General features: G+C 31.6%; 12 protein-coding genes and 3 tRNA genes. 13 read left to right on the top strand and 2 right to left on the bottom strand.

Features of this window, described 5'->3' with window-relative positions; translation table 11 throughout:
* Positions 1 to 183 precede the first annotated feature (183 nt).
* Positions 184 to 259: transfer RNA gene (locus DFR78_RS00875), tRNA-Thr, on the bottom strand.
* 8 nt (positions 260 to 267) lie between these two features.
* Positions 268 to 343: transfer RNA gene (locus DFR78_RS00870), tRNA-Trp, on the bottom strand.
* Between the two features lie 408 nt (positions 344 to 751).
* On the opposite strand from DFR78_RS00870, the gene DFR78_RS00865 reads away from it, so the two are divergent.
* The 13 genes from DFR78_RS00865 to DFR78_RS00805 all read left to right on the top strand — a co-directional run bounded on the left by DFR78_RS00865 (position 752) and on the right by DFR78_RS00805 (position 11,249).
* Positions 752 to 1,045 (top strand): DUF2103 domain-containing protein, encoded by a 294-nt coding sequence (locus DFR78_RS00865; protein ID WP_114456955.1) that lies wholly within the window; start codon positions 752 to 754, stop codon positions 1,043 to 1,045.
* A gap of 125 nt (positions 1,046 to 1,170) precedes the next feature.
* Positions 1,171 to 1,247 (top strand) — tRNA-Pro (locus DFR78_RS00860).
* A 67-nt stretch (positions 1,248 to 1,314) separates the two neighbouring features.
* Complete coding sequence (gene rimO / locus DFR78_RS00855) at positions 1,315 to 2,661, top strand: 30S ribosomal protein S12 methylthiotransferase RimO (protein WP_114456954.1); 1,347 nt, start codon at positions 1,315 to 1,317, stop codon at positions 2,659 to 2,661.
* Positions 2,645 to 3,184, top strand: coding sequence for a CDP-diacylglycerol--glycerol-3-phosphate 3-phosphatidyltransferase (gene pgsA / locus DFR78_RS00850; RefSeq protein ID WP_114456953.1), 540 nt, complete (start codon positions 2,645 to 2,647; stop codon positions 3,182 to 3,184). The genes rimO and pgsA overlap by 17 nt, the downstream gene beginning before the upstream one ends.
* Positions 3,185 to 3,196: 12 nt before the next feature.
* Positions 3,197 to 3,643: a phosphatidylglycerophosphatase A gene (locus DFR78_RS00845; RefSeq protein WP_114456952.1), complete on the top strand. Its 447-nt coding sequence runs from the start codon at positions 3,197 to 3,199 to the stop codon at positions 3,641 to 3,643.
* Between the two features lie 72 nt (positions 3,644 to 3,715).
* A complete protein-coding gene (locus DFR78_RS00840) occupies positions 3,716 to 3,937 on the top strand; it encodes a DUF2905 domain-containing protein (protein WP_114456951.1) in 222 nt (73 codons plus the stop codon).
* A gap of 78 nt (positions 3,938 to 4,015) precedes the next feature.
* Complete coding sequence (locus DFR78_RS00835) at positions 4,016 to 5,236, top strand: competence/damage-inducible protein A (RefSeq protein ID WP_114456950.1); 1,221 nt, start codon at positions 4,016 to 4,018, stop codon at positions 5,234 to 5,236.
* Positions 5,237 to 5,274: 38 nt separating this feature from the next.
* Positions 5,275 to 6,438 carry a tetratricopeptide repeat protein gene (locus tag DFR78_RS00830; RefSeq protein WP_114456949.1) on the top strand — a complete coding sequence of 388 codons (1,164 nt, stop codon included), beginning with the start codon at positions 5,275 to 5,277 and terminating at the stop codon, positions 6,436 to 6,438.
* Positions 6,439 to 6,463: 25 nt separating this feature from the next.
* Positions 6,464 to 7,030, top strand: a complete 567-nt coding sequence (thpR, locus tag DFR78_RS00825) for an RNA 2',3'-cyclic phosphodiesterase (protein ID WP_158531683.1) — start codon at positions 6,464 to 6,466, stop codon at positions 7,028 to 7,030.
* Between the two features lie 94 nt (positions 7,031 to 7,124).
* Positions 7,125 to 8,165, top strand: coding sequence for a recombinase RecA (recA, locus tag DFR78_RS00820; RefSeq protein ID WP_147267741.1), 1,041 nt, complete (start codon positions 7,125 to 7,127; stop codon positions 8,163 to 8,165).
* 5 nt (positions 8,166 to 8,170) lie between these two features.
* Positions 8,171 to 8,620 (top strand): regulatory protein RecX, encoded by a 450-nt coding sequence (locus DFR78_RS00815; protein ID WP_114456947.1) that lies wholly within the window; start codon positions 8,171 to 8,173, stop codon positions 8,618 to 8,620.
* A 219-nt stretch (positions 8,621 to 8,839) separates the two neighbouring features.
* Positions 8,840 to 10,384 (top strand): ribonuclease Y, encoded by a 1,545-nt coding sequence (rny, locus tag DFR78_RS00810; protein WP_114456946.1) that lies wholly within the window; start codon positions 8,840 to 8,842, stop codon positions 10,382 to 10,384.
* 88 nt (positions 10,385 to 10,472) lie between these two features.
* Positions 10,473 to 11,249, top strand: coding sequence for a TIGR00282 family metallophosphoesterase (locus tag DFR78_RS00805; RefSeq protein ID WP_114456945.1), 777 nt, complete (start codon positions 10,473 to 10,475; stop codon positions 11,247 to 11,249).
* The last annotated feature ends 47 nt before the right edge of the window (positions 11,250 to 11,296 follow it).

Below are 11,296 nucleotides of genomic sequence, written 5' to 3'. Positions count from 1 at the left end.
CATTTTAAATAAAAAAATGTGAGAAAACTTAATATTATACAAAATATATTTTAAACTTCTCTCTTTAAAATCACAATAAAGTAATAAGAAAAATTTTCTTTTAATTTTTTAAATAATCGATTGATAAATAAATGCTGATAAATTAAAAAAAGAGCCGAAAAAATCGACTCCTGTAAAATTCAATGGAGCTGATGACCAGACTTGAACTGGTAACCTGCTCATTACAAGTGAGCTGCTCTACCAATTGAGCTACATCAGCCTATATTTTGGCAGGGGAGGCAGGAATTGAACCCGCAACCAACGGATTTGGAGTCCGCTACTCTGCCAGTTGAGCTACTCCCCTAAATATTATTGAGCTTTTTGCTCAAGCACTACTTATTATAACCAAGTACTATCGATAGGTCAAGTATTTTTTTTGTTTATATTAGTGCTGAAATTAAATTAAACATTTTATTCTTTATTTTTCTTATAATATCTTTAATTTAAACTGTTTTCTGTCATCAATTATTACTAAAATAATTAATATATTTAAATAATTACAGCAGAATACTTTATTTCTTTAAAAGTTTTATAATATTTTATATTATAAAAAAGAAAAAGATAAAAAAAGGGATTGATCTTTAAATGAATCTAAAGATTTAGGTGCTGATAAAAATTTTTTTACATATTTAAAATGAATTTGAGGAAACCATATTGTTATTATTTGCCTTAAAATTTTGTCAGTGTTATAATGTAATAAGGATGTGATGTTATGAGTAATAAATACAGAGATAATAAAATAAAACAGGAACATACAATAATTGAAGATATTTTTCCTTTTTTACTGGAAATTTCTCGTTCTAAATTAATTAAAAGTATAATTCCAGGTAGGATTAGTAGAAGAAAGGGAAGTGGTGTTCCAGCTTACCTGCAGCTAAAATACAATACTACAAGTGGTATAAAAATAATTGCAAAAAACAGTTCTTCTCTGCAGGAAGTATTTATTGTAACAGATTACCCGGATAAAACTATGGATTATCTCAAAAAATTAGACTTTGTTGACTGAAAATCTTATATCATTTTTTATTTAATATTTTTTAATCTGAAAGAAATTATATAAAAAACTCTTAGCTGCTAAATTTTGACATTGACATTAAGTTATTTTTCTTATATAATATTGTCTACTGACAGCGGGTTGTAGCGCAGCTAGGTAGCGCGCACGTCTGGGGGGCGTGAGGTCCCGGGTTCAAATCCCGGCAACCCGACCATTTAAAGAATTTGTAAAGCCCACCAGGGCTTTTTTCTATTTATAGAAACAAAGGAGCATAGAAATTAATGATAAAATACAGTTTAATAACTCTTGGCTGTCCTAAAAACGAAGTTGACAGCCAACATATGAAAGGATTTTTATCTGATTACAGTGAATTTATAGAAACTGATGACTTTAAGGAAGCTAAAGTAATTATTATAAATACCTGTGGATTTATACAAGATGCAAAAGAAGAATCAATTGAAACTATTTTAAATGCAGCATCATACAAAGATAACCATTCCTGCAGATCTTTAATAGTTACAGGCTGCCTTACTCAAAGATACAGCAGTGATCTTATAAAAGAAATTCCAGAAATAGATGCAGTTTTGGGAACGGGAAATTTTGACAGAATTGTAGAAGTAATTAAAAACAGTCTTTCCGGAAAGAAAAATAAAGGTGTATCAGAACCGGGATTTGAATATTATTCTGAACTGCCGCGGAAGCTTAATAACGATTATTTTGCATATTTAAAAATTGCAGAAGGATGTAATAATAACTGTACTTACTGCAGTATACCTAAAATAAGAGGGCCAGTTAAAAGTAGAAAAATAGAAGATATAGTAACGGAAGCAGAAAAACTTGCCAAAAAAGGTATAAAGGAATTAATTATAATAGCTCAGGACACAACACAGTATGGAGTTGATATTTATGGAGATTCTGCACTAACTCCTCTTCTAAAAAAACTTATCAAAGTAAAAGGAATCCATTGGATTAGAATACTCTACAGCTACCCTGAATTCATTAAAGATGATCTTATAAATCTTATTTCCAGAGAAGATAAACTATGCAGCTATTTAGACCTCCCCATCCAGCATTCTGTAAATAAAATAAGAAAATTAATGAACCGCAGAGGAAAAAGTGAAGATATCTCTAATTTAATAAATAAACTGAGGAATAATATTTCAGATATTGTTATTAGAACTTCTTTAATCGTTGGATTTCCAGGTGAAACAGAAGAAGATTTTTTGGAGCTAAAAAATTTTATCAAAAAACACGAATTTGATCGATTGGGAGTATTTAAATTTTCTCGAGAAGAAGATACAGCTGCCTATAATTTTTCAGATCAAGTATCAGAAGAGGTTAAAGAAAAACGTTATGAAGAAATAATGGAATTACAGCAGCAGATTGCTCTAAAAAAAAATCGCAAACTAATCGGTGAATCTCTGGAGGTGATTATTGAAGATATCGAAGATGAATACTATCTTGCCCGTTCTAAGTATGATGCTCCAGAAATAGATAATCAAATTTATATTAAAAAAAATTCAAACCAGCACAGCAGGTTAAAAATTGGTGATTTTGTTATTTGTAAAATAAAAGAAGCTTATGAATATGATTTGATAGGAGAGATTTCAAATGAATCTACCGAATAAATTATCAATGTTGAGGATTTTTTTAGTTCCAATAATAGTTGCTTTATTACTTTACAGTGCAAATTTCCCGTTTTATGGTGATCTGACAGCTTTAATTATATTTTCAGCTGCTGCACTTACTGATAAGTATGACGGCTATTATGCAAGAAAATATAACATGATTACACAGCTGGGAAAAATTTTAGATCCACTTGCAGATAAGCTTTTAATTTCAGGAGCTTTAGTAGCTTTTGTAGATCTGGGGAAAATATCTGCCTGGGTTGCCCTGGTTATTATAGGGCGCGAACTAGCAGTTACAGGTTTAAGAGTTGTTGCTGCAGGACAGGGAATTATCATTCCAGCCAATATGTGGGGTAAATGGAAAACTACTATTCAAATTATTACAATAATAGCACTAATCATTGATCCTATATTGTTTAATCTGCCGTCTGTTTTGATAACATCTCTTGTCTGGGCAGCAGTTTTAATCACTATTTACTCTGGATATGTTTATTTTGCATCAGCTGATGTAGATTACAGTTAAGGTGGTAAAATTATGCTTCAGAAAATAAATCATTTTTTTGCAACAGGTTTTTTTTCAGGATATCTGCCTTTTGCTCCTGGAACATGGGGTTCTTTATTAATGATAGTCCTTATAATGGTTTTTCCTGTCATTAATAATGTTTATTTTTTAAGTTTTTTAACAATTTCTGGTGTTTTCATCTGCAGTTATGAAGAAAAAATGACTGGAGTCAAAGACAGCGGCAAAATAGTTATTGATGAAGCTGCCGGCCAGCTGATAACCTTTATGACATTAAATACAGGTATACCTTTACTGATTAGTGGTTTTATTTTATTTAGAATATTTGATATTACAAAACCTCTAATTATTAAAAAGTTAGAAAAACTTCCCTCTGGCTGGGGAGTTATAGCTGATGATATTGCAGCCGGCATTTTTTCTCTAATTATATTGAAAACAGCAGTATACTTTGGAATCTTATAATAACTGGCCTTTTGTAATATTTTTTAGAAAAAATTTAAAATACTGAAGTTGAATACAGTGGTGATTTTGATAATGAATTCATTTTCCAAAATACTAATAATAATTGGATTGATATTAATCACAGCTGGAGCTGTATCTCTATTTTTCAAACCATTTTTTTCCTGGTTTGGCAGTCTTCCAGGGGATATAAAGATAGAAAAAGAAAATTATAAACTGTACTTTCCTATAACATCAATGCTTATTATAAGTATTATATTAAATATTGTTTACTGGATATTTAAATTTTTTAAATAATATTTTTAACCAAATCGGCCCCTAAAGGCCGATTTTCTTTTGTTCAACTCTGTGATATAATAATTTAGAGGTGAGTTTATGGATGTTTCAATTATTGTGACAGGTTCTGAAATTTTATATGGAAAAGTACAGGATACTAACTCTAAGTTTTTAGCTCAGAAATTAACTGATATAGGATTGAATATTAAAAATATAATTGTCTGCAGTGATGAAAAGTCTGATATCAAAGAAAAACTGAATTTTGCTGCTAAAAATACTGATTTAATTTTTATAACAGGTGGTCTTGGCCCAACTAAAGATGATCTTACTAGAGATGCACTTGCAGAAGCTGCTGATCTTAAACTCAAATTTTCTGATAGGCTGGCCGAGCGCCTTCATTCTTTTTTTGAAAACAGCAGCTCTAAAATGACTAAAAATAATTTAAAACAGGCCTATTTGCCGGAAAATGCAGAAGCAGTACTTAATGATAATGGAACTGCACCGGGAATAAAATTAAATCATAATAATAAAACTTTTTATTTAATGCCTGGTGTTCCGTCCGAAATGCGGTCTATGTTTTTAGAACAAATCTATCCAGACTTAAAAAAGATAAATAATAACAGCATTTTTTTTAAAGAATATAATTTTATTGGGATTGGTGAATCTACCCTGGCAGACAAAATTGAAAAATTAACCATTCCAGAAAATGCTGTCTTAAGCTACCAGGCAGGCCGGGGAGAGGTTAAACTGAGGTTGAAGGTGGAAAATGATGATGCTGAAAGTACAATTGAATTTTTTGATAATCTCATCTCCACTAAATTTACTGATTACTTTTATGGTACTGGAGACATGTCTTTGCTGGAAATTTTTTGTGACAGACTCAAAAAAAGTGGTTTAACTATCGCTACTGCTGAATCATTTACTGGTGGTCTTCTCGGCAAGAGACTAACAGAACTGGAAGGAAGTTCAGCTTATTTTAAAGGTGGAATTATTGCATACAGCAGTAAAGCAAAGAAAAATATTTTAAAAATTAATCCTAATATTCTTGAAAAATATGGTGCTGTAAGCCATGAAACTGCTCTGGCAATGGCAGGTAATATTGCTGATATTTTTGCTGCAGATATAGGTGTTTCCACCACCGGTGTTGCTGGCCCGGACAGTATGGAAGGAAAAAAAGCAGGAACAATGTTTGTTGGAATTAAATATTTTTCGCGATTATTTTCCTTTAAATTGAACAAAAATTATAATCGAAAACTGAATAGATGGTATGCAACACAGATTATTTTGTTTAAAATTATGAAACTGCTGGAAAACTATTAGATTTGACGTAACGCATATTATTCAGGGAGGTATAAATAATGAACAAAAAACTTTGCATTTATTTAATTATTTTATTTTTTGTATTCAGTTTTAGTGCTGAAGCTCAAAATGTAAACTATAACAACTTTTCTGGAGGAGTCAATTTATATTATCAGGGAAGATATTCAGAAGCAGAAGCAATTTTTTCTGAAATACTAAATGATCCCTCCATTAATCATGAACTTAAACATGATACTCTTTATTATTATACATTAACTGCTTTAGATAATAACCATACACAGCTTGCAATAGAGCAGATTAATACATTAAAAGAGCTTGGATATGAAAACGGTAGGCTCTACTGGAAACTGGGCGCTTTATTTTTGAACAAAGATCATCAGTTTGACAGTGCTTCTTTTGACAGTGCACTGGAAAATTTACAAAAAGCTTCAAAACTTGGAGTGAATTCTATCCCATTTAAACGAGATCTTGCAGCAGCATATACTGGATTAAATGAAAAAGAAAAAGCTAAAAAACTTTATGGAGAAATAATTTCAATTAATCCTACAGTTGATGATTATTTAAATCTCGCTTTATTAAACAAAGAGCTAGGTAATTTAGAAACAGCAGTAAAATATTATGAGTCTGCTCTTGATATTGATTCGACCAGACAGACTATTTATCTTAACCTGGGAAACCTTTATCAGGAATTAGATAATTATAATGCTGCTGTTTCGATCTACAAACAGGGAATAAAACTGCAGAAAAATTTTACACCATTTTATGTAGGTCTGGGAGAAAGTTATATAGCTTTAGAAAAGTACAATGAAGCAGAAAATGTACTTAAACAGGTAATAGAAATAAATCGTCATTCCTATTACTCCTATTTTCTGCTGGGAATGATAAATAGAAAATTAGAAGATTATGATACAGCCCTAGACTATTATGATCAGGCAATTAAATATAATGAAGATTATGTAAATGCCTATCTTGAACAGGGAAAAATTTATTTGAATAGGGAAGAATATTATAAAGCAATTTCTAAATTTTCCATTGCTGTTGGGAAAAACACCAAACATGCCGAAAGCCATTATTATCTTGCCTTAGCCTATTATGGTGCTGATATGAAAGAAGCTGCTGTAGCAGAATTAAAAAGAACTTTACATTTAAACAATAAATATCCAAACGCAAGAAAACTGCTGAATGAAATTGAAAAACAATAATAATTTTCACTGGAGGTACTGGTTTATGCGTCTGTTTATCGCAGTTGATTTAACTGAACGTGCACGAGAACTTATTTTTAAAAAAGTAACAAAGCTAAAAAAAGAAATTAATGAGAATATAAAATGGGTGGAAAAAGAAAATTTTCACCTAACTGTTAAATTTCTAGGGGAAAATGATAAAAATAAAACTGATGCAGTTATAAAACAGCTGCAGAAATTAGACTTTAGCTGCCAGCACAATTATATTCAGTTTAAAAAACTGGGAGCTTTTCCTGAACTAGGCACATTTAAAGTTCTTTTTGTCAGTGTTTTCCAGGGCAAAAATTCTCTTATCAGATTAAATAATAGTATTGAAAATTCTATGCAGAAAATTGGATTTAAAAAAGAAAAGAGAAAATTTATTCCCCATTTAACTTTAGCCCGCAAAAAAAATAACAGACAAATTAAAAAACTAACTGACAAAAATTCAAAATTTCTGGATGAAAATTATATAAATGTTTTTAGTAAATTAAATACAGTAACACTTTATGAAAGCATATTAAAACCATCAGGTCCAGAATACAAAAAAATATTTTCCAAAAAATTACAATAATTACTTGCAAAAACTAAACATCTGTTCTATAATAGAATTAGAAATATAAAATATACAGATAAACGATTAACAGCAATTGAGGAGGAAGATTATATTGGTAAATAAAGACAAAGAAAAAGCTCTGGACATGGCTTTAAAAAAGATTGAAAAACAGTTTGGTAAAGGTTCAATAATGAAGCTGGGTGATACTACATCACTAAATGTTGAATCAATTCCTACAGGATCCCTACCACTTGACCTGGCATTAGGAGTGGGGGGTATTCCAAGAGGTAGAATAATTGAAATCTATGGTAACGAGTCTTCTGGTAAAACTACTCTAGGACTTCACATTATAGCAGAGGCACAAAAATTAGATGGTATAGCAGCATTTATTGATGCTGAACATGCACTTGACCCGCGTTATGCAGAAAATTTAGGGGTGGATATAGATAATCTTTTGATATCTCAGCCCAATAATGGAGAAGAAGCTCTTGAAATAACTGAAGCACTGGTTAGAAGTAATGCTGTTGATCTGATAATAGTCGACTCCGTAGCTGCTCTTGTTCCAAAAGCGGAACTTGAAGGTGATATGGGAGACACACATGTCGGTCTGCAGGCAAGACTAATGTCACAGGCTATGAGAAAACTGTCTGGTGCAATAAGTAAATCTAAAACTGCTTGTATATTTATTAATCAAATTAGAGAGAAAGTTGGAGTTATGTTTGGAAATCCAGAAGTAACTCCAGGTGGACGTGCACTTAAATTTTACTCTTCAGTTAGAATCGAAATCCGCCGCTCTCAAACTATAAAAGATGGAGACAAAATAATCGGAAGTACAGCCAGAGTTAAGGTAGTTAAAAACAAGGTTGCCCCACCTTTTAGAAAAGCAGAATTCGATATCATGTATGGAACTGGTATTTCTCAAGCCGGATCTTTGATAGATCTGGGAGAAGAAATTGGAGTTATTGATAGAGCTGGATCCTGGTATTCTTATGGTGATGTCAGGCTTGGTCAGGGTCGGGAAAACTCTAAAGATTTTCTGAATGATAATCCCGAAATCAAAGAAGAAATAGATCATAAAATACGTGTAAAAGTCGGTCTTGCTGAAAGTGATGAGAAAGAAAACGAAGATGAATCAGAAGAAAAAGAGGATTAAATTATATGGATTTAAATGAAATTCAGAAAGCTAAAAACAAAGCTTTTCATCTTCTCACATATAGAGAAAGAACTGTAAAGGAAATGCAGGATAGATTATTTAAAAAAGGATTTAATAATGACGTTATTGAACAGACAATCAATTATCTGCTCGAAAATGATTTAATCAATGAAGATAGATTTGCAGAACAGTGGATTAGATCCAGAATAAATAACCATCCGCGGGGGAAAAAATTAATTTATAGAGAACTGCTAAAAAAAGGGTTAAATAGAAGTTTAATCGATAAAGCATTAAATAAATATTTAAGCCCAGAACAGGAAATTGAAATGGCCAAAACACTTATTAAAAAATGGCTTAGAAAACATAAAGAGGAAGATAAAGGCAGCCTAAAACTTAAAAATTACCTTTCTAATAAAGGTTTTTCATATGATATAATCAATAAAACAACAGATTAATGTAAATAACAGGGTCTGTATTTAAAATACAGTCCTTTTTTATTTTAAATAATGCTCTTTATTTTACTAAGGAGTTTCCTCATTTTTTAAATTATGCTACAAAAAATAATTTAAAGGAAACGCCTTTTATTCTACTTTCTTGACAGAAACATATAAAAAAGTTAAAATATTATTAGTAAATGAAAATAAAAAAACTAAAAATTGAATATAGAATAGGGGGTGAATAATATTAACGGAGGTGTTTTGTATTTAATAATAGCCCTACCTCTTGGATTACTAATAGGATATTTTATTAGAAAATATATTGCTGAGGCTCGTATTCAATCAGCAGAAGAAGAAGCCAAAAAAATTCTTGAAACTGCTGAAAGAGAGGCAAAAGCCAAGAAAAAAGAGATTACTCTTGAAGCAAAAGAGGAAGCTCATAATATCAGAGAAGAAGCTAATCGCGAAAGCCAAAAAAGACGTGACGAATTGCAAAAACTCGAAAATCGCTTGATGCATAAAGAAGAAAACCTTGATAGAAAAGCTGAAAATCTGGATCGAAAAGAGCAGAGTATTAAAGATAGAGAAAAAAATATCAGCCGTGATGAACAGGAAATTAAAAAATTACAAGAAGAACAGATAAAAAGACTGGAACAAATTTCTGATTTATCACAGGATGAAGCTAAAGATTATCTTCTTAACAAAGTTGAGTCTGAACTTGATCATGAATTTGCAAAAATGATTAAGGAAAAAGAAGCACAGGCCAAAGAAGAAGCAGAAAAAAAGGCAAGAGAAATTATTTCTCTTGCTATTCAGAGATGTGCTGCAGACCATGTCACAGAATCTACTGTTTCTGTTGTATCCTTACCCAATGATGATATGAAGGGAAGAATAATTGGTAGAGAAGGCAGAAACATCAGAGCATTAGAAAGCCTAACAGGTATTGATCTTATCATCGATGATACTCCTGAAGCTGTTGTTATTTCTGGTTTTGATCCAATAAGACGTGAGATAGCCCGCATAGCTTTAGAAAAATTAATTATTGATGGAAGGATTCATCCTGCTAGAATAGAAGAAATGGTTGAAAAGGCCCGCGAAGAACTGGACCAACATGTAAAAGAAATTGGAGAACAGGCAACATTTGATACTGGAGTTCATGGTTTAAATCCTGAACTTGTTAAACTACTTGGCCGTTTGAAGTTTAGAACAAGCTATGGCCAGAATGTTCTTCAACATTCACTTGAAGTTTCATATTTAGCAGGAATTATGGCAGCAGAACTAGGCGCAGATGTAAATCTTGCCAAAAGAGGTGGACTTTTACATGATATTGGAAAATCTATAGATCACGAAGTAGAAGGACCACATGTCAAAATCGGTGTTGATACTGCTAGAAAATATGGTGAGAGCGAAAAAGTTCTCCATACTATTGAAGCACATCACGGTGATGTAGAATTCCATTCAATTGAAGCAGTTCTGGTAGCTTCAGCAGATGCAATTTCCGCAGCTAGACCAGGTGCAAGAAAAGAAACCTTAGAGTCTTATATTAAGAGACTTGAAGAACTTGAAAAAATTGGTGAATCTTTTTCTGGTGTAGAAAAAGCTTACGCAATTCAAGCAGGTAGAGAGATCAGAGTAATTGTTGAACCGGATAAAATAAATGATATTGAAACCAGTAAACTGGTTAGAGATATTACAAAGAAAATTGAAAATAGCCTTGATTATCCTGGACAAATCAAGGTGGTAATAATTCGAGAAACCAGGGTAGTTGATTATGCTAAATAATTAGATCTGAAAACAACAGGGCTCCTCATTTGAGGGGCCTTTTATTCATATTATTAAAAATATATAAATTAAACAGAGGAATGATAAAATGAACATATTATTTATAGGCGATATTGTAGGAAGATCCGGTAGAAGAGCAGTCAGACTATTTTTGAATAAAATTATTGAAGAATATGATATATCTCTTGTCATTGCCAATGGAGAAAATTCGGCTGGTGGATTTGGAATAACAAAAAAAGTTGCCGATGAGCTGTTTGGATATGGTATAGACTGTTTAACTATGGGCAACCACACCTGGGATAACAAAGATGTTTTCAATTTTATTGATAAAGAAAGACGCATTATAAGACCGCTTAATTATTTTCCTGACAATCCCGGTTACGGCTGGACTGTTATAGAAAAAAACAGTTTAAAAATTGCCGTTGTAAATTTAATCGGTCAGGTATATATGAATAATTACAATTCTCCCTATCATATTTTTAAGAAAAAAATTAGCGATATTAAAAATAATTCAGATATTATTATTGTTGATTTTCATGCTGAAGCTACTGGAGAAAAATTGACCTTTGCTCATTCAGTTGATGGAAAGGTTGCAGCTGTTGTTGGTACCCATACACATGTTCAGACATCAGATGCACAGATACTACCTGGTGGAACAGCTTATATTACAGATGCAGGTTTAACAGGCGCTGTTAATTCCATACTTGGTATGAAAGTAGAAAAAATGGTTGAAAAATATATAACCCAATTACCAGTCAATTATGAAGTGGCAACAGGTTCAGTTAAATTAGAAGGAGTTTTAATAAAAGTAGATAAAAACAAAGCTTTAGGTAAACAAATCATGGAAATCAAGAAAAATAATTAAAAATTATATTTATTTTTAAAATAAGGCAGGAATTCATTTCATCTGTG

It is taken from the genome of Halanaerobium sp. MA284_MarDTE_T2 (assembly GCF_003337245.1).
In the GTDB taxonomy this organism is placed as follows: domain Bacteria; phylum Bacillota; class Halanaerobiia; order Halanaerobiales; family Halanaerobiaceae; genus QPJE01.
The sequence above is the reverse complement of the archived record's forward strand: the minus strand, read 5'-3'. Positions and strand labels throughout refer to the sequence as shown.

Bases quoted from the DNA above. Each gene is read 5' to 3' on its own strand.
- DFR78_RS00865 (WP_114456955.1), top strand. From the start codon at position 752: ATGAGTAATAAATACAGAGATAATAAAATAAAACAGGAACATACAATA.
- rimO (WP_114456954.1), top strand. From the start codon at position 1,315: ATGATAAAATACAGTTTAATAACTCTTGGCTGTCCTAAAAACGAAGTT.
- pgsA (WP_114456953.1), top strand. From the start codon at position 2,645: ATGAATCTACCGAATAAATTATCAATGTTGAGGATTTTTTTAGTTCCA.
- DFR78_RS00845 (WP_114456952.1), top strand. From the start codon at position 3,197: ATGCTTCAGAAAATAAATCATTTTTTTGCAACAGGTTTTTTTTCAGGA.
- DFR78_RS00840 (WP_114456951.1), top strand. From the start codon at position 3,716: ATGAATTCATTTTCCAAAATACTAATAATAATTGGATTGATATTAATC.
- DFR78_RS00835 (WP_114456950.1), top strand. From the start codon at position 4,016: ATGGATGTTTCAATTATTGTGACAGGTTCTGAAATTTTATATGGAAAA.
- DFR78_RS00830 (WP_114456949.1), top strand. From the start codon at position 5,275: ATGAACAAAAAACTTTGCATTTATTTAATTATTTTATTTTTTGTATTC.
- thpR (WP_158531683.1), top strand. From the start codon at position 6,464: ATGCGTCTGTTTATCGCAGTTGATTTAACTGAACGTGCACGAGAACTT.
- DFR78_RS00815 (WP_114456947.1), top strand. From the start codon at position 8,171: ATGGATTTAAATGAAATTCAGAAAGCTAAAAACAAAGCTTTTCATCTT.
- DFR78_RS00805 (WP_114456945.1), top strand. From the start codon at position 10,473: ATGAACATATTATTTATAGGCGATATTGTAGGAAGATCCGGTAGAAGA.